Annotated in this window: 21 protein-coding genes; 17 read left to right on the top strand and 4 right to left on the bottom strand. The window is 48.5% G+C overall.

The genetic code is table 11. The features are described 5' to 3' along the window. Positions 1-76: 76 nt before the first annotated feature. The 3 genes from DXN05_RS16640 to DXN05_RS16630 form a co-directional block, all read right to left on the bottom strand. Positions 77-727, bottom strand: coding sequence for a hypothetical protein (locus DXN05_RS16640; RefSeq protein WP_116848402.1), 651 nt, complete (start codon positions 725-727; stop codon positions 77-79). A 204-nt stretch (positions 728-931) separates the two neighbouring features. Beyond that, entirely contained in the window at positions 932-3,274 is a 2,343-nt protein-coding gene (gene topA, locus DXN05_RS16635) for a type I DNA topoisomerase (protein WP_116848401.1), read from the bottom strand. Between the two features lie 120 nt (positions 3,275-3,394). Then, on the bottom strand, positions 3,395-4,198 hold the full coding sequence (locus DXN05_RS16630) for an alpha/beta hydrolase (protein ID WP_158559285.1): 804 nt from the start codon (positions 4,196-4,198) through the stop codon (positions 3,395-3,397). 57 nt (positions 4,199-4,255) lie between these two features. Here DXN05_RS16630 and DXN05_RS16625 point away from each other — a divergent pair, with 57 nt between their 5' ends. The 5 genes from DXN05_RS16625 (at position 4,256) to DXN05_RS16605 (ending at position 9,600) form a co-directional block, all read left to right on the top strand. Then, on the top strand, positions 4,256-5,089 hold the full coding sequence (locus DXN05_RS16625) for a Rossmann-like and DUF2520 domain-containing protein (protein ID WP_158559284.1): 834 nt from the start codon (positions 4,256-4,258) through the stop codon (positions 5,087-5,089). 674 nt (positions 5,090-5,763) lie between these two features. After that, complete coding sequence (locus DXN05_RS16620) at positions 5,764-6,285, top strand: KdsC family phosphatase (protein WP_116848398.1); 522 nt, start codon at positions 5,764-5,766, stop codon at positions 6,283-6,285. Positions 6,286-6,419: 134 nt separating this feature from the next. Continuing rightward, a complete protein-coding gene (locus tag DXN05_RS16615) occupies positions 6,420-7,355 on the top strand; it encodes a geranylgeranylglycerol-phosphate geranylgeranyltransferase (RefSeq protein WP_245975240.1) in 936 nt (311 codons plus the stop codon). Between the two features lie 23 nt (positions 7,356-7,378). Further along, positions 7,379-7,969, top strand: coding sequence for a Maf family nucleotide pyrophosphatase (locus tag DXN05_RS16610; protein WP_116848396.1), 591 nt, complete (start codon positions 7,379-7,381; stop codon positions 7,967-7,969). A 326-nt stretch (positions 7,970-8,295) separates the two neighbouring features. After that, positions 8,296-9,600 (top strand): DUF2851 family protein, encoded by a 1,305-nt coding sequence (locus tag DXN05_RS16605; RefSeq protein WP_245975232.1) that lies wholly within the window; start codon positions 8,296-8,298, stop codon positions 9,598-9,600. Between the two features lie 306 nt (positions 9,601-9,906). Here DXN05_RS16605 and DXN05_RS16600 read toward each other — a convergent pair whose 3' ends face one another. Continuing rightward, entirely contained in the window at positions 9,907-10,320 is a 414-nt protein-coding gene (locus DXN05_RS16600) for an OsmC family protein (RefSeq protein WP_116848395.1), read from the bottom strand. A gap of 46 nt (positions 10,321-10,366) precedes the next feature. On the opposite strand from DXN05_RS16600, the gene DXN05_RS16595 reads away from it, so the two are divergent. The 12 genes from DXN05_RS16595 to DXN05_RS16540 all read left to right on the top strand — a co-directional run bounded on the left by DXN05_RS16595 (position 10,367) and on the right by DXN05_RS16540 (position 24,498). Beyond that, positions 10,367-11,185, top strand: a complete 819-nt coding sequence (locus tag DXN05_RS16595; RefSeq protein ID WP_147313951.1) for a hypothetical protein — start codon at positions 10,367-10,369, stop codon at positions 11,183-11,185. 66 nt (positions 11,186-11,251) lie between these two features. After that, positions 11,252-12,184, top strand: a complete 933-nt coding sequence (lipA, locus tag DXN05_RS16590) for a lipoyl synthase (protein ID WP_116848393.1) — start codon at positions 11,252-11,254, stop codon at positions 12,182-12,184. A 91-nt stretch (positions 12,185-12,275) separates the two neighbouring features. Continuing rightward, positions 12,276-12,650, top strand: coding sequence for a hypothetical protein (locus tag DXN05_RS16585; RefSeq protein WP_116848392.1), 375 nt, complete (start codon positions 12,276-12,278; stop codon positions 12,648-12,650). A 176-nt stretch (positions 12,651-12,826) separates the two neighbouring features. Continuing rightward, positions 12,827-13,189, top strand: a complete 363-nt coding sequence (locus DXN05_RS16580; RefSeq protein ID WP_116848391.1) for a hypothetical protein — start codon at positions 12,827-12,829, stop codon at positions 13,187-13,189. Positions 13,190-13,353: 164 nt separating this feature from the next. Next, entirely contained in the window at positions 13,354-15,684 is a 2,331-nt protein-coding gene (locus DXN05_RS16575; RefSeq protein WP_116848390.1) for a TonB-dependent receptor, read from the top strand. Between the two features lie 102 nt (positions 15,685-15,786). Continuing rightward, positions 15,787-17,433 carry a PepSY domain-containing protein gene (locus DXN05_RS16570; RefSeq protein ID WP_116848389.1) on the top strand — a complete coding sequence of 549 codons (1,647 nt, stop codon included), beginning with the start codon at positions 15,787-15,789 and terminating at the stop codon, positions 17,431-17,433. A gap of 30 nt (positions 17,434-17,463) precedes the next feature. After that, on the top strand, positions 17,464-18,147 hold the full coding sequence (locus DXN05_RS16565; RefSeq protein WP_158559283.1) for an MbnP family protein: 684 nt from the start codon (positions 17,464-17,466) through the stop codon (positions 18,145-18,147). Continuing rightward, positions 18,147-19,223, top strand: a complete 1,077-nt coding sequence (locus tag DXN05_RS16560; protein WP_116848387.1) for a cytochrome-c peroxidase — start codon at positions 18,147-18,149, stop codon at positions 19,221-19,223. The genes DXN05_RS16565 and DXN05_RS16560 overlap by 1 nt, the downstream gene beginning before the upstream one ends. Positions 19,224-19,341: 118 nt before the next feature. Beyond that, entirely contained in the window at positions 19,342-19,866 is a 525-nt protein-coding gene (locus tag DXN05_RS16555; RefSeq protein WP_147313950.1) for an RNA polymerase sigma factor, read from the top strand. Then, a complete protein-coding gene (locus tag DXN05_RS16550; RefSeq protein ID WP_116848385.1) occupies positions 19,853-20,578 on the top strand; it encodes a hypothetical protein in 726 nt (241 codons plus the stop codon). The genes DXN05_RS16555 and DXN05_RS16550 overlap by 14 nt, the downstream gene beginning before the upstream one ends. 10 nt (positions 20,579-20,588) lie before the next feature. Then, positions 20,589-21,992 carry a DUF4097 domain-containing protein gene (locus DXN05_RS16545; protein WP_147313949.1) on the top strand — a complete coding sequence of 468 codons (1,404 nt, stop codon included), beginning with the start codon at positions 20,589-20,591 and terminating at the stop codon, positions 21,990-21,992. Positions 21,993-22,119: 127 nt separating this feature from the next. Then, positions 22,120-24,498 (top strand): TonB-dependent receptor domain-containing protein, encoded by a 2,379-nt coding sequence (locus DXN05_RS16540; protein ID WP_116848383.1) that lies wholly within the window; start codon positions 22,120-22,122, stop codon positions 24,496-24,498. Positions 24,499-24,625 lie beyond the last annotated feature (127 nt).

Genomic DNA, 24,625 nt, shown 5'->3' with positions numbered 1-24,625 from the left:
CTTAACAAAAACGCATACAGGCCTGAAACTTGTATGCGTTTTGCTTTTGCCGGCAGAACAATTTTTTACCGACAGCTTATTGCAGGGTGGTAACCAGTTGGGCCAGCTCACTGGTATTGCTGAAAACAGTATGGTGTGCGGCTACATAATCTTTAATGGTATTTGTTTTTTGCGGGAATATTTTTTCCAGCTGTTTTTCACTGTTCGCTTTGTACAGCGTGTGTCCTCTTCTTATCCAGAACTGGGGAACGAATTCCAATACGAAGTTGCCCTTGTACCGGCGGTTCATATAAACTTCAGATACGGTATTGCTAACCTCACGGTCATATTGTTTGGAAGTACCATTGTGGTCAACAGTGGCAGAGACCGGCACTTTCCGGTTATCGTAACTGATGAGCAGCGGCATATTACCGGCAGCACCTACTTCATAAAATTTGCCTTCATGGGCAATGAATTTCCGCTCGCCCATGAACACGGTGTCAATGGCATCCAGGTTGGAAAGAATGAGCAGGTGACCATCCTGTATAAAGGCTATTTCCTGGGTGTTGGTATTGTAATTCACCGGTGCCTGTTGTGTAGTGCCGCCGTGCAGTACAACAAAACCGGGTTCAAAATGCTCGTACAGGTAGCCATTGGCTTTCAGCGTATCGCTTAACGATTGGGCATGACTGGCAGAAAAGATAAAGGTGCAAACCAGTATTGCCAGCAGGTTGGAAGTTTTTTTCATGTGCGTCAGTTTGGATGATGAAAAGATAGGAAAAACCCGGCATTGTGCGGCCAGGTTTTTTCACTGTTTATGTGCCGGTGTCTCCACCGGCACAGGCATACCCTAAAAGCAAACCCCTCCCGCAGTTGCGGGAGGGGTTTGCTTTTATATTCGCTAAAATCGTCTCGACTGTCGATTCTCGATTCTCGACAGTTTTCCAACTCACTATTTCGCCTTCTTCTTCCGCGCTACTTTTTTAGGCGGGTTCGCTTTCAGGTCTTCAATAATCGCTTTTACTTCTTCAATGGTAAGGTCAGCGGCTTTTTCCTGCTGCTCCTTGCTGAGTTTGTAATTGCGCAGGCCCTGTTTTATGTACGGGCCGTAAGGGCCACGCAGCAGCTGTATTTTTTCTTTCTCAAATACCTTGATGGTGCGTTCGTCTTTTGCCTTGCGTTTTTCTTCAATCATGGGCGCCACCTCTTCCAGTGATACGGAATAGGGGTCCATTTCTTTATTGAGGGAGTAGAATTTTTTATCGTGCGCCGCATACGGACCAAAGCGACCGATGTTTACGGTAACATCCTGCCCTTCAAACAAGCCAAGATTGCGGGGCAGTTTAAACAGTTCCATTGCTTCGTCAATAGAAATGGTTTCAATGCTCTGCGTGGCTTTCAGCTTGGCAAAACGTGGTTTCTCTTCATCGTTGGCTTCGCCTATCTGTACCATCGGGCCATAACGTCCCATGCGTGCAATCACCCTTTTACCGGTGGTGGGGTCGGTACCCAGTTCACGTTCGCCCTTGGCGCGTTCGGCTGTTTCGAGTGTTACTTCAATATTGCTGTGGAAGGGTTTATAGAAGGCATCAATCATGTTGTTCCACTTCATTTTGCCTTCTGCAATTTCATCAAACTCTTCCTCAATGCGGGCCGTGAAATTGTAGTCCATCACTTTCTGGAAATGCTGTTTCAGAAAGTCGGTTACCACCATGCCCAGATCGGTAGGAAACAGTTTAGATTTTTCCGCACCGGTATTTTCTTCCAGTACTTCTTTTGCTATCTCGTTCTTTTTATCCAAACGCAGCAGGTTCACTTTGCGTTTAACACCTTCCTTATCCCTTTTCTCCACATAGTTGCGTTTCATGATGGTAGAAATGGTAGGGGCATAGGTACTGGGGCGACCAATACCGAGCTCTTCGAGTTTTTTTACCAGCGAAGCTTCCGTGTAGCGGGGCTGCGGGCGGGTAAATTTCTCGGTAGCGGTCATCTCTTTAAAGTCAAGCTGCTGCTGAACGGCAAGCGGTGGCAGCATGCCTTCTGTGTCTTCTTCCTCTTCGTCGTCTTTGCCTTCCATGTATACTTTCAGGAAGCCGTCGAATTTGAGTACTTCACCGGTGGCAGTGAGCTGGTCTTTATTGGTAGAGATGCTGATTTTGGCAATGGTTTTCTCGAACTCTGCATCACTCATTTGTGAGGCGATGGTTCTTTTCCAGATCAGCTCGTACAGGCGGCGGGCATCGGCATCATCCACTGTATGACTGTTCATATAAGTGGGGCGAATGGCTTCGTGCGCTTCCTGTGCGCCTTCGTTCTTGTTTTTGTATTTGCGCGGCTGGTAATAGTTTTTGCCGTAGCTCTGCGTAATCTCCTGCTGAATATCCTGTATGGCGGTATCGCTCAGGTTTACGCTGTCAGTACGCATGTAGGTAATTTTACCGCTTTCGTACAGTTTCTGCGCCAGCAACATGGTTTTGCCCACGCTGTAACCCAGCTTGCGGCTGGCTTCCTGTTGCAGGGTAGAAGTGGTAAACGGCGCTGCCGGGGTACGTTTGGCGGGTTTAACCTGTATGTCGGCCACCTTGTAATCGGCACTTTTACAGCTGGCCAGGAACTGCTCTGCCGATTGGGCGGAGTTGAGTTTGGAGGGGCCGTCTGCTTTAAAGGTGACGTTTTTACCGTTGATATCCTTCGCCGCAAACAGGGCTTCTACTTTAAAGCTGCTTTCTGCGGTGAAGTTGTTGATTTCCCTTTCGCGTTCTACAATAAGGCGAACGGCTACGCTTTGCACACGGCCGGCACTAAGACTGCGCTGCATGCCTATTTTGCGCCACAATACCGGGCTCAGCTCAAAACCCACCAGCCTGTCTAACACGCGCCTGGCCTGCTGTGCATTTACCAGGTTCATATCGATGAGACGGGGATTGGCTACTGCCTTTTTAATGGCCGGACTGGTAATTTCATGGAAAACAATACGCTTGGTTACCGCAGGGTCTAAACCCAGCACCTCGGCCAGGTGCCAGCTGATACTTTCCCCTTCGCGGTCCTCATCCGATGCTAACCACACTTCGCCTGCTTTCTTGGCGAGTTGTTTCAGCTCTTTCACTACTTTTTCCTTGTCTTCGGGAACGGTATAGCGGGGGGCATAATTATTATTAAGGTCAATACCCATGTCGTCTTTTTCAAGGTCGCGGATATGGCCGTAGCTGCTTTTTACCTCGAAATCGTTGCCAAGAATCTTTTCGATGGTTTTAGCCTTTGCAGGGGACTCTACAATCAGTAAATTTTTTGCCATAACAATCAGGGTGGTGAAAAACGGGGGAAATTGCCCCCTTCTTTTTTTGCAAGGATAACAAATAATTTAAAATAAAAAATCATCTGCCATGTGAAGCATTCCCCGGAAGCCCCCTTTATTTTACGCCCGGGCGGTTAAAAATTCAATAATGCGCTGCTGGTTAGCCTTGTCGCGGTAAATACCGCTATGTCCCAGTCCTTTTGTTGTAACGAATTGAATATTATCTAATTGTGAATTCCTGGTTGGGGCCGTATCCAGGTACGGGCAAAGGTTGTCCAACTCATCGTGCAGCCATAAAACCGGGTTTTTGAAGGTACTTACCGCCCGGTTTACCGAAAACCATTCTGCCGGGCGGTGGGCCAGGTTTTCGATGATTTGGGCAATAAAGGGCTGCAAACGGGGGCTTAACTGCACCATTTTAAAATAATGCTGCATGGCCGTGGTGGTTTCGGTGGCCGGGGCAATGAGCACAATACGCATTTCGGGGCGTTGCAGCACTTCGGCAGCGAGGGCCGTGGCCAGCCCGCCGAGGGAGTGTGCCATAATACCATGAAAAGGGCCGTATTGCTTTACAATGTGCACAATCATATCCCTGTACAGCAGCGCGGTAATATATTTACCTCCGCTGGTGCCGTGCGCCGGCGCATCGTAGGCCTGCACATCGTAGCCCAATTGCAGCAGGGCAGTGGCATAATCGGCAAAACGGTAGCTGCCGCTGTTAAAGCCATGTACAATTAATATACACCTGCCGTTAGGCTGTGGTGCCTTCATATAAAAACCACTGATGGGGTTGCCATGAAAATTGAAATGCCTTTTCTCCGCATGCGCAAACACCGGCGGGGTGTCTATCCGCAATTTGACAAATGGTGTGCAAAACAGGCGGAAAGCCGATTCAGCAGCCTTGCGCGGTGATATCCTTTCCATTGCCCTGAATTTGGACCTGTAGTAACCCAACACCATTCTTTGTGCTAATTTCATCCTTTGAACCAGTTTTATTACGGTACAGGCTTTGCACCTGTGCATGAAACCAAAGATATGAAGGTTGCACTCATCGGGTCGGGAAATGTGGCTACAGTACTGGGCAGGAAAATAAAAGCGGCACATCACACCATTGCCATGGTATACAGCAGGCAGCTGGAAAAAGCGGAGGTACTGGCCGGTGAACTGGAAGCTACTGCCGTTGACACACTGGAAGCCGTGGAAACAGCCCAGGCTGATATCTGCATAATTGCCGTGGCCGATACCGCCCTGCAGGTAATTGCACCCACGCTGCGGCTGAGCAAGGGTATTGCCGTACACACATCGGGCGCATCGGATATGGATATTTTACGCGGCACAGCCCCCGGTTACGGCGTGCTGTACCCGCTGCAAAGCATCCGCAGGGAAACGGCGCAGGTACCGGTGACCCCTTTTTTAACCGAAGGCTCGTCACCTGCCGTGCTGGACACCATTACCGGTTTTGCCCGAACCCTGTCGCCCCTGGTAGACCATGCCAGTGCTGCTGACCGGCTGAAACTGCACCTGGCTGCGGTGTTTACGTCTAACTTCAGCAATCATTTATACACCCTGGCAGCCGATTACTGCAAGGCGCAAAAGCTTGATTTTGACCTGTTGCTGCCCCTTATCCAGGAAACCGCAGCCCGCCTCTCGCATTACCCTCCCTCTCAAACACAAACCGGTCCGGCCATCCGCAACGACCAGGGCACCATTGCCAAACACCTGGCCCTGCTGCACAACAATACCGATGCTGCGGAGGTATACCGGGTGCTTACAGAGAGTATCAGCCGTTATTATGGTTTGAGGTTGGATTGTTGAAAGGTTTGATGTTTAATGTTTAACGTTTTAAGGAGTATACCGGTGGGGCTTAGCGCAGGGAATCCCGAACCGCGATGCTGTGCGTATCGAATCATGAGCCGGTGCATATTGAAGGCGTGGCAGGGGGATACTTGTGGGAAGTGAAGGGCAAAAAAAATCCCCGTGGTAGAAACCACACGGGGAGGATTGTTATGAGCAAGCAACCGATCACGATGTAATAGCATTGCAGGTTCACTTCATCTTTTCTTCACTGTTTCAGCAATGCGTCAGGGCTGGTGTTGCAGAGGCGCTGAAGCTCTTTTACCAGCGTGTATATAAAATTAAGCGTTTTTGTGAGAAAACAAACAGCCGTTCGCTAAAAATTTAGTCAATCTTTTAGAGGCGGCTTTACGCTATCAATTGGTTAAATTGATTGGTTTTCACACTCTTTTGGTTTAGGTATGGTTCGATAACCTAATTTTGCCCGGCAAACAGCCGTGTAAATCCCTGTGCGATGTTGAATTTGTGCGAAGCCGGCTGCAAAAACTGATATTACAATAAATTATACCGGATGTTTTTCCGGCATAAAACAATGGGAGATAGACTGCTGTTGCAAGGCAATGACTATCTTTCTGCCCGTACAAAACCCAGCAATTGGCTGTTTAAGTTACGGAACTTCCTAATTATTAGATTATATGAATGTACTTACACTGTTTAAGCAGGTTACCACGTTTGTGTTTGATGTTGATGGCGTGCTTACAGACGGAAAACTGATGCTGCTGCCCGGCGGTGTAATGGCAAGGGCCATGAATACAAAAGATGGCTATGCACTGGCACTGGCCATTAAACAGGGGTATCACATTTTTGTAATCTCCGGCGGCAATTCTCCCGAAGTACAGGACCGGCTGAATAAGCTGGGCGTAAAGGAAGTGTTTATGAAGGTGGAAAACAAGCTCGAACGGATGCACCAGCTGATGGAGCAGTACCAGCTTACCAGAGACGAGGTGTTGTTTATGGGTGATGATGTGCCGGATTATGAGTGTATGCTGGCATCGGGCATAGCCTGTTGCCCTGAAGATGCAGTGCCCGATGTGCGCAATATTGCCCAGTACACTTCGCCACGCAAGGGCGGTGATGGCTGCGCCAGGGATGTAATTGAAAAAGTAATGAAACTGCGGGGACACTGGACAATTGATACTTCGGTGAGCAGCAAGTAGCGTGAATCGTGCGTCATTGGGCTGCCTGCGGCTGTGTCCCCACAGCCACAGGTAAGTGAATGTTGTTTCCGCCGAAGGCGGCTCTTGTAAAAGGCTTGCAGCTCGCAGCTAAATAAAACCTCCAACGCGTGAAAATGATTGTAGCTTTTTTCCGTTTAATACGCTGGCCTAACCTGGTTTTTATTGCGCTTACACAAGTGCTGTTTAATTACGCGGTAATAAGGCCTGTGTTGTTGCATGCCGGCTTGCAGCCTAACCTGCAGGGCTGTGCGTTTGCAGCACTGGCACTTGCATTCTGGCTGGTGGCAGCGGCAGGTTATATCATCAATGATTATTTCGATTATAACATCGATATCGTTAACAAGCCTAACAAAGTTGTTGTAGGCAAAATCATCAGCCGCCGGTGGACCATCATCTGGCACCTGGTATTCAGTCTGTCAGCTGTAGCGCTGGGCTTTTATATGGATATCACTACGCGTATTCATTTAATGGGTCCGGGTATGTTGCTTACAGCGGCATTGCTGTTTTTGTATTCCATTTCCCTGAAAAGAAAATTGCTCTGGGGCAATATTCTTGTATCACTGCTCACAGCATGGTCGGTACTGGGCGTAACCTGGTGCGAAAGCAGCAACCTGATACAGACCATTTCCCTGCACCTGCCGCAGGTAAACAAAATAACCCGCATTACGTTTTTGTATGCAGGCTTTGCCTTTATCATTTCACTGATACGTGAAGTGGTGAAAGACATGGAAGATGTGGAAGGCGACCGCCGCTATGGCTGCAACACCATGCCTATTGCCTGGGGCATCAATGCTACCAAGGTTTTTGTAGCTGTATGGATGGTGGTGCTGATTGCACTGCTGGTGATTGTGCTGGTGTACGTGCTGCTGTTTGGCTGGTGGATGATCTCCATTTACTTTATTGTACTGGTTACCTTACCCTTGCTGTGGGTATTCCGCAAACTGTTTACGGCCAATGAACCGGCCGATTATCACCGCCTCAGTTCAGTAATAAAAATGGTGATGTTCACCGGTATTTTGTCCATGCTGTTTTTCAGCTACTATCAATAATATACACGCAACTTTAATCATAAATGAAATCGATTATCCTTGCATCCCAATCGCCCCGCCGCAAACAATTGCTCGAATGGGCTGAGGTGCCTTTTGAAGTGGTAACCCAGTCAACCGACGAAACCTATCCTGCCGGTATGGCCCTGCCTGAAATACCGGTACATATTGCCCGTGAAAAAGCACTGGCCGTAAAGAAAATGGTGCAGCATGCTTTTCATGCGCAACATGCAAAAGAGACTATTCTTGCAGCCGATACATTGGTTATGCTGGGTGATAAGGTGATTGGCAAACCCAAAGACCGTGATGATGCCGTTGCCATTTTAACCGAACTGGCAGGTAATACCCATCTTGTAATTACCGGTGTGGTTATACTGCATGCAGGTGGTGAAATTGCTTTCCAGGATACCACCGAAGTAAGTTTTCATCCGCTTACGCAAGAGCAGATAGAATACTATGTAGATACTTACCAGCCCTACGATAAGGCCGGCGCCTATGCCATACAGGAATGGATCGGCGTAACCGGCATCGCCCGCATTAACGGCGACTTTTACAATGTAATGGGGTTGCCTGTGAGCCGCGTGGTGCAGGCGCTTGAACAGCTGGGTGGTGAGTAGTGCGTGGTGAGCGGTGAGTGATCGTAGCGGGTTCGTGGGTGAATAGTCAATAGTCAATAGTGAATAAAAGCAATAGTCCCGGCCGGGACTATTGCTTTTTAAGATGCCAACGCCGGTGTCCTCACCGGCATTCCTGGCTTACAAATGCACAGCCGCAGGCCCGGAGCTGCGCCGGCGTTTGCCGGCGTTCAGCGTATTAAATTCCGCACCGATCTCCGCACCGGTAAAAGCTAACCGCTATCAGCTAACCGCTATCAGCTAACCCCTGCTCCTTAAATTTTCTGCTCCCTCTTGCCTGTTCAGTAAATTCTTTTTACTTTTTTCCCATGTTAACCTATCAGCAACACATTCCTTTCATAACGGAAAGGCTGCTCCAATTTATATGGCAATACCAGTACTTCAGCAAGCAATCATTGGTCACAACAGACGGTGAACCACTCCAGCTTATTCATACCGGAACGCTTAACACCAACCAGGGACCGGATTTTACCAATGCCCGCCTGCGCATTGGCAGTACCTTATGGGCGGGTAATGTAGAACTGCATGTGCGCGCTTCAGAATGGCATCAGCATGCACATTCGGGTGATGTGCATTACGACAATGTGATACTGCATGTAGTGTGGGAGCAGGATACCATCATTACCGACAACAACGGTGAACCCTTGCCTGCACTGGAACTGCAGCCGAGGGTATCCTCTATCATGCTGCAACAGTATATACAACTGATGGAATCGAAAGATTTTGTGCCCTGCGCTGCACAGTTGCCGGTGCTGTCACCATTGGCCTGGCTGTCGTGGAAAGAACGGCTGGCAGCTGAACGATTGCAACGAAAGGCAGCTGTGCTTGCAAAAATGCTGCAGGGCGCAGCCAATCATTGGGAAGAAGTGTTCTGGTGGCTGCTGGCACGTAATTTCGGGATGAAAGTAAACGGTGATTGTTTTGAAGGGATGGCCCGTTCATTACCGGTGAATTTGCTATCGCGCCACAAAATACAGATACACCAGGTAGAAGCATTGCTGCTGGGCCAGGCAGGCATGCTGGAAGAGGATTTTGCAGAAGCCTATCCCAAACTGTTGCAGCGGGAGTACCGCTACCTGCGGAAAAAATACCAGCTGCAACCCATCAGGCAAACACCTTCACTGCTGCGCATGCGGCCTGCCAATTTTCCTGCGGTGCGGCTGGCGCAGCTGGCCATGCTCATTCACCAGTCTGTTCATTTGTTTGCGCATATCCGTGATACACCCAAACTCAGTGATGTTCAAACCCTGTTTAATGTTACGGCCAATGATTACTGGCATTACCATTACCGGTTGAATGAACCTGCCGGCAACTGCGCACCTAAAAAACTCGGCAATGCCATGACGGGCAACCTGGTGATCAATACCGTAGTGCCGGTGTTGTTTGCCTATGGCTTGTCTGTTCATGACGAAGAGCTGAAACAGCGCGCCATTCAATGGCTGGCCCAGGTTGCGCCTGAGCAAAACAATATTACTACTGAATGGAAAAGGGCAGGGGTAACCAACTACAATGCCCTCGATTCACAGGCACTGATTGAACTCAAAAATAACTATTGCGACAAACGCAACTGCCTGCAATGCCCGGTGGGTAACCAGCTGTTGAAAAATGTGTGAGAGCAGCTGTTAGCTGATAGCGGTTAGCGGTTAGCTTTTACCGGAGCGAAGACCGGTGCGGAGGTGGTTGCTCGCTCCGAAGAAGTCCCTTTGGGACGGAATCCGCGGAAAGCACGGAATTACCAGAGCGAAGATTTTAGCGACATTTAATTTGCAGAACGCCAGTAAACGCCAGCGGGGCTTTGTGCCTTAGCTGTGAACCGGTACAAAAAAGCCAAGCGCTCCCGCAGGAGCGCTTGACTTTTTATTCACTATTCACTATTGACTATTCACTGCTTTGGCTTCTCACCACTCACTACTCACCACTCACTGCGCCGCCCACTCAAACACTACGTTCTGCAGCAGGTCGGGGTGCAGGCTTTTGGCTACCGGGCAGGTGTGTGCTGCGCGTTCGAGGATGGTGCGTGTTTTTTCATCGGGATGTAGCTGGGCCGGGAATTTTAAGGTCACTTTCACTTCGCCGATGCGGCGTGGTTCGGCGGCCATAACCTTGGTTATATCGATGCTAGTGCCTGTAAGATCTATGTTCAGTTCTTTTGCCTTAATGCCCATGATGGTAAGCATACAGCTGCCAAGTGCTGTTGCCACAATATCGGTTGGAGAAAAACGTTCTCCTTTACCATGGTTGTCTGTTGGTGCATCTGTTTCTACAATTGATCCACTCTGCAGGTGCCGTGCTTCTGTTCTAAGGTCGCCTCTGTAAATTATTTGTGCGGTCATTGGACGAAAATTTGCCTAAATTTACGCCTATCAAATCAATTCAAACGTGAAGAAGTCATATTTGGTATTACTGCTTAGTATTGTTGCGGTTATCAGCTTCGGACAGGATTCGGGTAAGTCAGCAAAACAGATCAAAAAAGAGCAACGCAGGGAGCGCATCAACCAGTTGATGAAACAGGAAGAAGAGGGTGCTCTTATCTATAACAAGCAGGGTGCTTTTGGCATTAAACTGAATACCGATGGCTATGGTATTTTTTATGAACACGGCAAATACAAAACGATTGATAAAACCAATCTCTGGTGGATTGAACTGGGTGAAAGAAGAAACCAGAAAGAATCAAGGGTAACCACCCAGTACCAGGATGCTTCGGGTTATGTAATCGGCAACTCCTATATTTTCGGCAAGCAGAATAACTTTTATTACCTCAAGGCAGGTCTCGGCCAGCAGCTGCTTATCGGTGGCAAGGGCAACAAAAACGGCGTGGCTGTTTCTGCCATTTACGGTGCAGGACTTACTGCCGGTTTGCTGAAACCCTATTACCTGAAAGTGCTGACCGGTCCGGGCGGACAGGAGCAAACGGTTAAATATTCCGGTGACAAAGACACTGTGTTTACCGACCCCACCATTATCGCCGGTTCGGCCGGTTTTTTCAAGGGTATCGGGGAAACCAAAATTGTAGCCGGTGCCCATGCCAGGGTTGCCCTGCGATTTGATTACGGCCGCTATAACGAACTGCTTTCGGCCATCGAGGTAGGGGTAAACGCAGAATATTACACCCAAAAGATGCCGATTTTGATACTGGTACCTGCTAAACAGTTCTTCTTCAATGGATATGTGGCCCTGGTGTTTGGTAAGCGAAAGTGACCTATTTTTGCAGCCTGATTAATTTGTTTTTGCAAAAGAACAATGGAACCATTCAAATAAGAAGTGATGCAAGAATTACCGGTAGTAGCGAAGATTGAAGCCGAAACAAGAGTAAAAAAACCTGACTGGTTACGCGTTAAACTGCCCATTGGCGAAAGCTATAAGCATGTACGCAACCTGGTTGATACACATAAACTGCACACCATTTGCGAAAGCGGCAACTGTCCCAATATGGGCGAATGCTGGGGTGCAGGCACCGCCACTTTTATGATCCTGGGTAACACCTGTACCCGCAGCTGCGGTTTTTGCGCCGTAGCTACCGGCCGCCCCGACGCGGTTGACTGGGACGAACCCCAGCGCGTGGCAGAAGCCATTAACCTGATGAAGGTAAAACACGCGGTATTAACCAGCGTTGACAGGGATGAACTGAAAGACGGCGGTTCTATTATATGGTACAACACCATTAAAGCCGTAAAAGCATTAAACCCCGGTACCACGCTCGAAACCCTGGTACCTGATTTTAAAGGCCAGGTAGAAAATATCCAGCGCATTATTGATGCTGCCCCTGAAGTGGTAAGCCACAACATGGAAACAGTAGAACGCCTTACCCGCCAGGTGCGTATACAGGCCAAATACCGCCGCAGCCTGGAAGTATTGCGTGTGCTGAAAGAAGGCGGCATGCGTACCAAAACCGGCATTATGCTGGGACTGGGTGAAACAAAAGAAGAAGTGGTGCAAACCCTGGAAGACCTTGCCGCTGTTAACATCGACGTGGTAACCATTGGCCAGTACCTGCAGCCTACACAGAAACACCTGCCTGTACACCGTTTTGTACACCCCGACGAGTTTGCAGAACTGCGTGAAATAGGCTACCAGATGGGTATTGACTACGTGGAAAGCGGTCCGCTGGTACGTTCTTCTTACCACAGCGAGCGTCATGTATTTGCAGGATACGGCCGCAAAAAATGGATGGAAGAGAAAAATGCGATGGTAGGCTAGTTGGATTGTAAGCCATGTAAACCATTGAACAATACAACAATTAAAAAGGGCCTGAAGGCCCTTTTTTTATACCTTTGCGGCAATTACCGGGATGTTAAAGTATTTAACAGCGTGCATATTACTCCTTGGCCTTGTGGCGCAAACCTTCAGTAAAGTGGTGATTGTGCTGGATTTTTATGCCAACCGGGATTACATCGCCAAAGAACTCTGCGAAAACCGTGGCAAACCCAAGTTGAACTGCTGCGGTAAATGCCAGCTTCACAAGAAATTAAAACAGGAAGACAAAAAAGACGAGCAGAACCCGGAACGCAAGGCCGAAAGCCGCAGCGAAATATTCTGTGAAACCCTGCTTGCCCTAACGCATCCTGAAAAGATATACTACACCATTAAGCGCACTTATCCTGTTTACGCAGCTGTTACTGCAGCAGGTACCAACAGCGCCTGTTTTCATCCGCCCTGCGCTTAAAAACAACTTCCTTATTGCCACTTCAGGCAAAGTAACACAACCATAAACGCAGGTGCTTTGCACAGGTAAATCTATGTAATGACGGAACGGCGAAAACCATCCGGCCATGCAGCAATTTAACCATGCAACCATACAACTATTAACAGTTTCCCCCGATCAAACAAACGGTCACCATATTGCTATTACTGGTACTGCTGGTACAAACTTTCAGCGCAGGCTTTGTGGTGCTGAACTTTTATGCCAACCGCAGTTATATTGCACAAAACCTGTGCGAAAACCGCAGCAAGCCACAGCTAAACTGTTGTGGCAAATGCCAGCTGAACAAAAAACTGCGCCAGGAAGAGAACAAAGACCAGGATAGCAATGGCCGCAAAAGCATTGAAATAAATGCCGGTGCGTTTGATGCCGTAACTGCTGACATTGTCATTTTGCATTATACTCCATTGAAGGTTAAATGGCCCGGTATACGCACCATTGGCCGCCCGGTAGATATGCCTGCCGGTTATTTTCATCCCCCTGATAAAGCTGGTTTGTGCTGATAATGGCGCGCACCATTGCAGCTGCATGGCATAATAAATATGCCTGTAGTGGCCTGTGCCTGTTTCAGCATGCAGATTCCCTGTTTCTTGTTCTCTGCACGCCCGGCAGCAGGCACTTGCACAAGTGATGCTGTAACAGGGCGGTATCAACTTTAACCAACTATATGAATCGCTTCAGGAATAACAGATCAGCCATAACAACCGGCAGAAAGGCGTTTGCGTACGTATTAACCATTTTATTGCTATGCATTGCGCATGCCGTAACTGCACAAACTTTAATCACCGGTAAGGTGTTCGACAGCATTACGCGCGAACCCATCAGCCATGCCGCCATACAGGTGAAAGGCACCGGCAAAGGCAGTTTCAGTGATGCATCGGGTAACTTTTCTCTGCAGGTAAACAATAATGAAGAAGTGTTCATCAGCTGCATGGGCTATGCTACGGTACAGCTCAGCATCAGTAAAACACAGCAGCATATTGCATTGCAGCCGGTAAACAATAAACTGGCGGAAGTCGTGGTCACCGGCAGCCGTACAGAACAAAAACGCACCGATGTGCCGGTAGCCATCAGCACCATTAATGCACAAACCATCAGCGACACCAGGGCGAACCGGTTAGACCAGTTGCTGAACAAAGCCACCGGTGTATTTATGGTTAGCCTGGGTAACGAACAGCATGAAATGAGCATCCGCCAGCCGCTCACCACCAAGAGCCTTTTTTTGTACCTGGAAGATGGCATTCCCATCCGCACCACGGGCTTGTACAACCACAACGCCCTGCTTGAAATGAACATGGCTGCAGCCAGGCAGATAGAAGTGATCCGCGGCCCTGCATCGGCCCTGTATGGTGCAGAAGCTGTGGGAGGGGCAGTGAATATTTTAACCGCAGCACCACCGGCCTTACCTGGCGCCACCATTGGCATACAGGCCAACAACAACGGCTACAAAAGGGCAGATATACAGGCAGGCACCAGCTTTGGCAAATGGGGTGTGGTGGCCACCGGTTATTATGCCAACCGGCATGATGGCCCGATTGATTACAGCGACTACAACAAAACTGCGGTCACTGTACGCGCCGATTACAAGCCCACCGATAAAACCACATGGACCAACGCGGTAAGTTATATTCATTACTACAGCGATATGACCGGCGCACTGGACAGTGCGCATTTTGCCCATAAGGATTATTCAACACCTTATTCATTCACCTATCGCAAAACAGATGCATTGCGGGTGAAGTCACAGCTTACACAAGCCTGGAACAACAACAGCCAAACGCAGGTAGCCATATTATACCGCAACAACAGCATCAAACAAAACCCATCGTACTATATAACACCCGGTGCCACTGCATTACAGGCCAACGGGCAAATCAACAACAGCTCTTTTCACAGCTACCTGTTTATTGCACAGCATCAGCAAAAGCTGAACTGGCTGGGCAGTAAAATAACCGGCGGCATTAGTGCAGATATTAGTCCGAGTACCTATGTAGCCAATTACATCAGCGTACAGCGCGATCCCAAGGGCAACTACACCAGTTACACGCCAACGGATTCATTGCTGAGCAATTACGCTACCGGTATCAGCAACCTGGCATCGTATGCGCAGTTTGAAATAACGCCCCTTCGTCACCTGAAATTCACCGGTGCACTGCGGTATGATTTCTATCATTACAATTTCACCAACCACCTGCCACCATCAGCTTCTACCGGATCACCTTCTGCCAAAAATGATTTTAACCGCGTAACACCCAAGCTGGGCTTTACGTACAATTATCACGGCATAGGTGTATACGGCAACTACAGCCAGGGCTATGTACCGCCGCAGGTTACCGAGTTGTTCAACAGTGTAAAAGTGCCATACCTGAAACCGCAAACCTTTTTCAACTATGAAGTGGGTGGCTGGTTTTCACTGGTACAGAACAAACTGTATGCTGACTGGAGTGCTTACCTCATGAACGGTACCAATGAAATCATCTCCGTATTGCAGAACGATGGCACCACACAAAACCAGAACGCCGGTAAAACCAGGCACAAGGGTATTGAATACGGTATTAATTATAAACCCACCGCCCAGTGGCTGTTTCGTTTGAGTGCTACCAATGCACACCATACGCTGGTAGAAGACATCGAGAAAAACGGCCGCGGTAACGTGGATTACAGTGGCAATGATATGAGCGCAGCGCCAAAATTCATAGCCAATGCAGAAGTGATGTACAAGCCTGTATTTATTAAAGGCTTCCGCATTGGTATTGAATGGCAGCACCTGGGTAAATATTACATGGACAATGCGAACAGCAAGCAGTACAGCGGGTTTGACATCTTCAATGTGCGCGCCGGCTACAACCTGCAACGCATGGATATATGGGTAAACGCGCTGAATGTGTTGAATAAATATTATTCCATCCTGGCCACCAAATCAGCCTACGGCTACAGCTATAACCTCGGCGATCCCCGGGAAATAACGGTAGGCGTTTCGTACAGGCTGGGAAGGTGATTTTTTTAACCGCAAAGAACGCAAAGTTTTTACGCAAAGAGCGCAGGGAAAAGCAAAAAATGAAACCATGGAACTATTAAACAATTGAACCATCAATCCATCATGACCATCAAACAACTCTATAACTGGCACCGCAAACTAAGCATTATCATTGCTGTACCTGTTTTGCTCTGGGCTACCAGCGGGTTAATGCACCCGTTGATGACGAATATGCGGCCCAAGGTAAAACAGCAGTCCATACAGGCACAGGCTGTTGATACAGCTATGCTGAAAGTGCCGCTGCAACAGGTATTGCAGCAGAGCCATATTGATTCATTTACCAGCATGCGGCTGGTGAATATCGGGCGTTTCTGGTTTTACCAGGTAAAAGTGCCGCAGTTCAGCGGACTGCTGTATTTCAGTACACTGAATGGCAAACTGCTGAACAACGGGGATGCCCTGTATGCACGTTACCTCGCCAAACAATTCCTGGAAGGCAATGGCAATGCAGCCGGTAAAGACAACATGCAGCACCGGCACATGGCAATGCCTGCCACGGCTGCTGCAAGTGTACCGCAGGCAGCTGCACCCGCTGCTGAGGAAGATTGTTGCAGTGCTGCAAGCAGCATGGCCAATGATACGCAGGGCGGGGCAGCAATAAACAACGTGAGTTTTGTGGAAGGCTTTACCAGCGAATATAAACCCATCAATCATCTGCTACCTGTGTACCGCGTGGATTTTGCGCGTGCAGACGGCATCAGGATCTATGTTGAAACAGCACAAAGCCGCTTTGCTTTTGCCGTAGATCATAACCGTGCAGCTTTTGACACCTTCTTTCAATTGTTTCATACCTGGTCGTGGATACAGTTCCTGGGCAGCGGCAAATTCGCTGTGGAAGTGGGTTTGGCCCTGCTGGCCTTTTTAACTGCAGTGGCTGGTTTGTATCTGTTTTTCAATACAAAGTCTGGCAAGGCCAGCGGCAATACATTGGTGAAGGCCAGGAAAAGACATCGTTATACCGCCGTGGTGGCATCAGTTTTTACGCTGATGTTTTCTTTCAGCGGAGGCTACCATGCATTTACCAAGCTCACCAGGCCCGAAGAAAAACCACAGGCCGTGGCACAGGTGTTTCATACAAAAAATATACAATGGGATTTCGCACGCGTGAGCCAGGCATTGGACGACAGTACTGCACGCATCGCCAACATTGCACTGGTACAAATGAACGGCAGGCCTTACTGGCAGATACTGCTGCTGCCCGCACAGCAACACATGCAGGCACCGGCACATCATATGGATTTGATGAAAGACATGAAGGCCGCAGCCCCAGATATCCGCTACATTGATGCAGGCGATTATACGCAGCTGCCAGAGGGCGACCGGCAGTATGCCGTATACCTGGCCAATATGCTGGGGCACCATACCGTTAATGAAGTACAAAGCAGCAGCCAGGTAACCGCGTTTACCGATGAGTATGGTTTTATCAACAAACGCCTGCCTGTATGGAAGATTGCCTATGCCGCCCATCACGATGAACGTTTTTTTGTAGAAACCACTTCCGGCGCACTCGCGGCACATATCAACAACCTCGATATGTATGAAGGCTACAGCTTTGCGCTGCTGCACAAACACCATTTTATGGACTGGGCAGGCAAACAGGTGCGAGACGGCAGTACCATTGTGGCTGCTTCGCTGCAAATACTGCTGGTGGTTGTGGGATTAGTGTTATATTTCGTTCGTAAAAAACGCCTGGCACAAAAGCAGGCGTAACAGCGCATGAAAGGGTTGTTTATTTGTTTATTGGCATTACTCAGTAAGCTGGCTGTGGCACAAAACAGCCAGCTTACCTGGGTATGGCAGTTTGCGGCGAAGGCGGCAGATTCAATCCTGCTCCCGGGCCATACCTATATCAATATACATGGAGAACAACTTACCGTGCGTGCTTTCAAATTTTATGTAAGCCATTTGGAAGTAGCAGGGAAAGATGAAGTATTTCACTCGTTGGGCGACAGTACTTACCTGGTTGACCTGGCCGATACCACCTCTCAGAACATTGTTTTACAGCAAGCGGTGGCGCAACCCGCATTTGTCAGGTTTACCATCGGGGTCGACAGTAATAAAAATACGGAAGGTGTGCAAACCGGTACCCTCGATCCTGCCAGGGGCATGTTCTGGACCTGGAACAGCGGTTATATCATGGCCAGGCTGGAAGGCAGATCGCCTGCATCTGGCGCACCCGGTCATTACTGTACTTATGATGTGGGCGGCTTTCGCGAAGGCGAATGCAGCAACCGTACGGTAACATTGCAATTACCTGCCATAGCGGGTGATCATATTGTTATTGCAGCCGATGCCCTGCGCTTTTTTTACGGGGCACATACCGTAACAATTGCACAGCACCCGGTTTGCCATGAACCCGGTGCCCTGGCCATGCAACTGGCCGATAATTATGCTGGCATGTTCTATATTGCAGCCGAACGGTAATGAAGCGCTGGTTGTACATATTATTCATTACGGCCTGTATAGCCGCCGGCAGCAGTTTTATTGCCCGTGAAGCCGTGCATACACCCACGATTGTTCATTTCGATATCCCGGAAGGCTGGCCTAAGCCGGTTTACCCCTTTAAAGAAAACCCGTTGACACAGGAAGGTATTGCCCTGGGGCGGCGCCTGTTTTACGATGGCCGTTTAAGCAAAGACGGCAATTTCCCCTGCGCCAGCTGTCACCAGCAATTCGCCGCCTTCTCTACCTACGACCATAGTTTAAGCCATGGCTATAATTATACCTTGACTACCCGCAACGCACCGGCCCTGTTTAACCTGGCCTGGCAGGCCTCCTTTATGCACGATGGGGGCATCAACCATCTTGATCTGCAGCCTTTAGCACCCCTTACCGCACCCAACGAAATGGCCGAAACCATAGATAGTGTGCTTAAAAAACTGCGGGCAGATACCAGCTACCGCAAACAGTTTACCGCTGCCTTTGGCGATGCCACCATCAATACGCGCCGCACCATGCAGGCGCTGAGCCAGTTTCTGCTTACCCTGGTAAGCGCCGGCAGCAAATACGACCGGGTACAACGCGGCACAGCCAGTTTTAACCTGCCGGAACGTCTCGGCTATGCCATTTTCCGGCAAAAATGCGCTTCCTGCCATGCGGAGCCGCTGTTTACCGATTTCAGCTACCGCAATATTGGTCTGCCGGCAGATACCACCCTGAACGATCTGGGCCGTATGCGCATTACCCACCACAGTACCGATTCACTGAAATTCAAAGTGCCGAGCCTGCGCAATGTGGCTGTTACAGCCCCTTACGGGCACGACGGCCGTTTTTACAGCATTGACGATGTACTGCAGCATTACCGCAGCGGCGTGGTTAATACCCCCACCACCGACCCTCTTTTGCAGAAGGGCATTCCTTTGTCTAATTTTGAAATAGGCCAGTTGAAAGCCTTTTTATATACCCTTACAGACAGCGCTTTTATCACCGACAAGCGGTTTGGCATTCCTGCCAGCATGGTTTTGCCGGCAGCGCCCGATGCAGGGATGCACGCGAAATAACCGGGGTTTTAAAAAAAAGTAAAAAAAGGCGGCAACGTTTTCCAACCTTTTTACAACTGCCTACTCTTACTATCAGGAAATAAATTTGGAACAGGCACAACATATACTAACAGCAACAGTGAGAAAAGCCCGGACGGGTGATACAAAGGCCTTCGAGCACTTGTACAACCAGTTCAGCAAGGCCATGTTCAGTATTTGCATCCGGATGACCGGCACCCGTAACGATGCAGAAGATGTATTGCACGAATCGTTCATCATCGCTTTCCAGAAACTGCACCAGCTGAAAGAAGAACAACAGTTCGGCGGCTGGCTGCGCAGGATAGTGATCACAGAATGTATCCGTTTTGCCAAAAAACATTTTTACTGGAACGACTGGGATGAAAAATACGAAGATGAACTGAGCGACAGCGGGGCAGACTGGTACACACAGATCCCGTTTGATTTAATGCAACAGGAAATAAGAAGCCTGCCCGACGGGTGCAGGCAGATATTTAATTTATACGTGCTGGAAGACTTTGGTCACCGGCAAATTGCCGAGCAGCTGGGCATATCAGAATCTACCAGCAAATCGCAGTACCTGCGGGCAAGGCAATTGCTGAAAGAGCGCATCACCAGAAAACTTGTATCAGATGGATCCATTTAAACAATACCTGCAACAGCATGCGGATGAGCTGGATACAGACGCGCCGCGCCCCATGGTGTGGCAGCGCATTGAACAGGATATCAATGCCACCAAAAAAGCGCCTGTTCGCCTGTACCTGCGCTGGGCAGTAGCGGCAAGTATTGCCGTGTTGCTGGGCTGCATGGTATGGCTGGTAATACCCCGCCACACCAATACGGTAGCTGTAACAACGCAACCGGCTGTAAGCCATACACCTGAAACACCCGCTATGGCTGAACAGCCGCAGGCGGCAACGGAAGAACACAGCACCATAGCAGCACATAAAAACACCAATGGCGAAAGCATACGTAAAACAGGCACTGCTGCAGCAAAGCCTGAACAAGTGCCAACGCATCCCGATGAAACACTGGTACTGCACCACCTGGAAGCGGGATTTATTTCTGTAATTAACATGCAGCTCGATAAAGTACGCAGCATGCCTATGTACGCCGAAGGGCCACAGTACTACAGCAGTTTTAAACACCAGTTCCAGCAGCTGGAAGAAGATGAGAAAGCATTAAAACGCAGCATCGCTAAAACCGGAATTACCGATGAACAGTTAAGTGCGCTCATTGATATTTACCAGCAAAAGATAAACGTGCTGAAACAGCTGCAGAACGAAATCATCAAAACCAACAATGCCTGGAAACAACACCAGGATGATCAGTCATCACCCAGTTTCATGAACATTTAATTAACGCTTTATGCGCAACGATATGAGAATATTCTACACATTATCCCTCGTTTTAACCATCCTTGGCGGCGCAGTTTGCGCGCAAACCACTACTACAGTCAATGTCCGCGTAGACACCGTGCGCGCCAAAACCAGGGTTATTACACACAGTGAATACAATGTAAGCGGTTACGGCAATGTTAGAGACAACAGCGACAACAACGACGAACAGGGAAAAATAACCTACACCGACAAAACCATTACCCGCGAGTACACGGTTGGAAAATCAGGCGAAGTGCTGATTGAGAACAACAACCGCAACTTTGAGATAAAAACCTGGGGTGAAAACAAGGTAAAGCTGGTGGCCAGCTTTTCGCTCGCGCGCAATGCCGATGATATTTCGGAAGATGAATTGCTTGAAAAAATAGGCATCAGTGTTAAAAGCTATACAGATGGCCTGCAGATTATAGCAAACAACAGGGACAATGGCTACCTCTACAGCTATGGCCCGAAATTCAGGGTGGGTGCCTATGGCGGTTCATACAATAAAAGCGAAAATACCGATGCCAGCGCCGGTAAAGAAGGCAGTACTTCCAAAACCCCGCGTAAATCTGTTTACACGGTATACGTGCCTGCCGATTGCCGTCTTGAAATTGACAACCGTGATGCACCTGTAACCATTAGTGGCAAACACGCAGAATTGAAGCTGGTGGCCAACCGCTCACAGGTTGAAATTGAAGACGTAGACAAACTGCTCCTGCGCACCAAATACGGCAACACTGCCATTCACAGCTGTAAAGACGGTGAAATAGAAAATGAAAATGGCCGTATGACCATTAAGAATGGCGATAAAATTGATATCGACAGCAAATACGGTACTATTGAGCTGGGTACCATTACCAGCCTCAACATCCGCAGCAACAGCGAAGACTATGATATTGAAAGCGTGGGTACGTTAACCGGCCGCAAAAACTATGGCAACCTGCGTATAGGTACACTCACCAAAAGCATTGATATAGAAGGCAGCAATGCAGACATCCGCATCCGCAATACTGCATCTTCTGTAAGCACCGTAAAAATTGATAACAAATATGCCGATGTACGCCTGCCTGTGCGCGATTTGCAGAACTATTCTGTAGAAATGCAGGGTAATTACAATAACGTATATGGCTCGTTTGAAAAGGTGCCTGTAGCCGATACTGAAGACAAAGGCGATAAAGGAGAAAAAGGGGACAAGGGCGATAAGAGCGACAGGGACAAGGGCGAGAAAGGCGAAAAATCGGGCATGTATGCTGCCAGCCCAAAGCCACGCATGACTGCTATGAGCGGTTTCCAGGACAATGACAACCCGCGCCATTTTACCGCCAAAGTAGGCAGTGGCGGCGGACCAAAATTCATGATCAATTGTGTATCGTGTACGGTAGATTTTAAATAATAAATAAGCTGTAACATCTGGCAGGGTATACCGTTATACCGGCTTCTTAAATTAACCAACAACATCCTGATTCCTGTTTTGAAAATGCACTTTTCATGATGGCAGACTATTGCCTAAAAAAAAGTATATGAAAACCATTTTAACACTGCTGCTTATCACCTTGGGGCTGGCTGCCCATTCACAACAGCTGGCCTCCAGGTTAACAGACAGTTCAACAGGAAAGCCTGTAAGTTTTGCTACCATTGGACTGTACAAAGCAAATGACACTTCGAAAGCCATTGTCCAGAGCATCAGTAAAGAAGATGGTTCGTTCACCATTAAAGTAAAAGATACCGCGCAGCATGTGCTGGTAATCACACATGCTTCATATGCCACTTATCTCTACCCCATTAAAGGTGCATTGCCGGCATCTATTGCACTGGCACCCGCTACACAAAGTGCCGGCAGTGTAGTGGTCACCGGCATCCGCAAACAGCTGGTAGAAAAAGTAGATGATAAACTGGTATACAATGTAGAAAGCGATGTGGGCATTGATGGGCTGATGGCTACCGATGTACTGGCCAAAACGCCCTTTGTAACGGTAGATGCAGATGGCAATGTGCAACTGAAAGGACAGTCTAATTTCAAAATACTGCTCAATGGCAAGGAATCCGGCCTGTTTGCCAAAGACCCGAAGGAAGCGCTGAAGTCCTTTCCTGCCAATGCTATCAAGCGCATAGAAGTAACCACCAATCCATCGGCAAAATACGATGCAGAAGGGGTAGGTGGTGTAATCAATATCATCACCAAAAAGAAAGTGGCAGGTTACAACGGTTCGCTGAGTGTGTACCAGAATACCATCGGCACACACAATGGCAATGGTTCAATGAATGTAAAATGGGGCAAGTTTGGTTTTACCAGTTACCTGGGTATAGGAGAGGGCCGCAACCGCCCTGCCCAAACCCACCAGGAAACAGAATCCCTGCAGCCCGTAGCCTACGCCAAACGCATTATAGATGGCACCAGTACCCAATCGTGGGGATGGCTGTATGGCACCAGCGAACTGAGTTATGATATTGACAGCCTTAACACCATGAGTGCATACCTGAACGGCGGTTACGATCATGATTACAATGGCCTGCAAAGCGATGTGCGTATTATATCACCTGATTTTAAAGATACCGCGCACAGCAAGCTCAACACCAATAACGCAGAGAAGTACCCGTGGAATGATATCGGGATGGATTATATACACAAGTTCTCAGGCAACGCAGAAAAAGAATGGTCTGTTAAACTCAACCGCCAGTTTGCGCGCGACAATGTTACGGGTAACAGCGATCAACTGGCAGACGCAAACCGCTACATTTTAAACGATAACCAGTCGCACAACGCCCAGTACACGTTCCAAACAGACTTTGTGCTGCCGCTGCCAAAGAAAACAAAGCTGGAACTGGGCGCTAAAGTAATACTGCGTAACGCAGCCGCCGATTACATAAGCCTGTACCGCAACAGTCCGCAGGACAAGTTTACGTACGACAGCAGCAATACCAACCGTTTTCATTACAGCCAGGATGTATGGGCAGCCTATTTCACCTACCTGTTCAATATCAAAAAATGGCAGGTGAAACTGGGCAGCAGGCTGGAACATACCGAGGTAAAAGGCGATTTTGAAAGCCAGTCCGTATCCCTGCGCCAGAACTATTTCAACTACATCCCGTCTGTGTACGTATCGCGCAAAATAGGCACACAGCAGGATATCAGTTTCAGCTACAGCAAGCGTTTACGCAGGCCATATATCTGGGATCTGAACCCCTTTACCGACAATACCGACACCCTGAACATCACCTATGGCAACCCGAACCTGAAACCTGAAGTAACGCATTCGCTGGAAGTAGGCTACAGCGTGTTCAAAGGCAGCAACAGCATCAATATCCGCCTGTCTGAAAATATTTGTAACTCACAGGTGATCAAATACACCACATTTAACGATGAAACAGGTGTATCCTCCACCACGCCTGACAATGTGGGTGAAAACAGGTTTACCGCCTTAAACCTGAACGTAAATGTGAAATTGTATAAAATATGGAACCTCAGTGGTAACACCGGCATACAGTACAATTCAATCCGCAACCGCAACAACAGCGCGCAGCACAATTCGGGCATCAGCGGTAACGGGTGGATTAACAATACAGTAGATATAACCAAAAACTTCTCGTGGTTACTCAATGGCGGCTTCTGGCAACCACCGATACAATTGCAGGGTAAAAATGCGCTCAACTACGGTTACAATACCGGTATAACGCTGAAAACCTTTAAGAAGCAATTGTTGTTTACAGTACGGGCAGGCGGCTTTTTACAACAATATTTTGTACAGAAAAGTACTTTCAAGGACGAAAATTTCGTTCAGACAAAAGAGGTGCGCAACCGCTACAGCAACATCGGGTTCAATATCCGCTGGAACTTTGGCAAGCTCACCGAAAGTACCAGCCGCAAAAGAGGTGTTAACAACGACGATATTAAAAAATAGTTTTCTCACGTGCATTAGTACAAGGGGCTGGGTTTTTACCCGGCCCCGCTTGTTTTAGCAGGTTCAATGGTTTCATTGTCCGATCGTTCAACCATAAACCATTCAGCCATCCAGCCATTTCTTCAAA

This window comes from Deminuibacter soli (assembly GCF_003412455.1).
GTDB lineage: Bacteria > Bacteroidota > Bacteroidia > Chitinophagales > Chitinophagaceae > Deminuibacter > Deminuibacter soli.
The sequence above is the reverse complement of the archived record's forward strand: the minus strand, read 5'-3'. Positions and strand labels throughout refer to the sequence as shown.

Coding starts and splice junctions, on each gene's coding strand:
- DXN05_RS16610 (WP_116848396.1), top strand. CDS start 7,379: ATGAAATCGATTATCCTTGCATCCCAATCGCCCCGCCGCAAACAATTG.
- DXN05_RS16630 (WP_158559285.1), bottom strand. CDS start 4,198: ATGGAAAGGATATCACCGCGCAAGGCTGCTGAATCGGCTTTCCGCCTG.
- DXN05_RS16585 (WP_116848392.1), top strand. CDS start 12,276: ATGTTAAAGTATTTAACAGCGTGCATATTACTCCTTGGCCTTGTGGCG.
- DXN05_RS16570 (WP_116848389.1), top strand. CDS start 15,787: ATGACCATCAAACAACTCTATAACTGGCACCGCAAACTAAGCATTATC.
- lipA (WP_116848393.1), top strand. CDS start 11,252: ATGCAAGAATTACCGGTAGTAGCGAAGATTGAAGCCGAAACAAGAGTA.
- DXN05_RS16550 (WP_116848385.1), top strand. CDS start 19,853: ATGGATCCATTTAAACAATACCTGCAACAGCATGCGGATGAGCTGGAT.
- DXN05_RS16640 (WP_116848402.1), bottom strand. CDS start 727: ATGAAAAAAACTTCCAACCTGCTGGCAATACTGGTTTGCACCTTTATC.
- DXN05_RS16620 (WP_116848398.1), top strand. CDS start 5,764: ATGAATGTACTTACACTGTTTAAGCAGGTTACCACGTTTGTGTTTGAT.
- DXN05_RS16540 (WP_116848383.1), top strand. CDS start 22,120: ATGAAAACCATTTTAACACTGCTGCTTATCACCTTGGGGCTGGCTGCC.
- DXN05_RS16615 (WP_245975240.1), top strand. CDS start 6,420: ATGATTGTAGCTTTTTTCCGTTTAATACGCTGGCCTAACCTGGTTTTT.
- DXN05_RS16575 (WP_116848390.1), top strand. CDS start 13,354: ATGAATCGCTTCAGGAATAACAGATCAGCCATAACAACCGGCAGAAAG.
- DXN05_RS16600 (WP_116848395.1), bottom strand. CDS start 10,320: ATGACCGCACAAATAATTTACAGAGGCGACCTTAGAACAGAAGCACGG.
- topA (WP_116848401.1), bottom strand. CDS start 3,274: ATGGCAAAAAATTTACTGATTGTAGAGTCCCCTGCAAAGGCTAAAACC.
- DXN05_RS16560 (WP_116848387.1), top strand. CDS start 18,147: ATGAAGCGCTGGTTGTACATATTATTCATTACGGCCTGTATAGCCGCC.
- DXN05_RS16605 (WP_245975232.1), top strand. CDS start 8,296: ATGTTAACCTATCAGCAACACATTCCTTTCATAACGGAAAGGCTGCTC.
- DXN05_RS16545 (WP_147313949.1), top strand. CDS start 20,589: ATGCGCAACGATATGAGAATATTCTACACATTATCCCTCGTTTTAACC.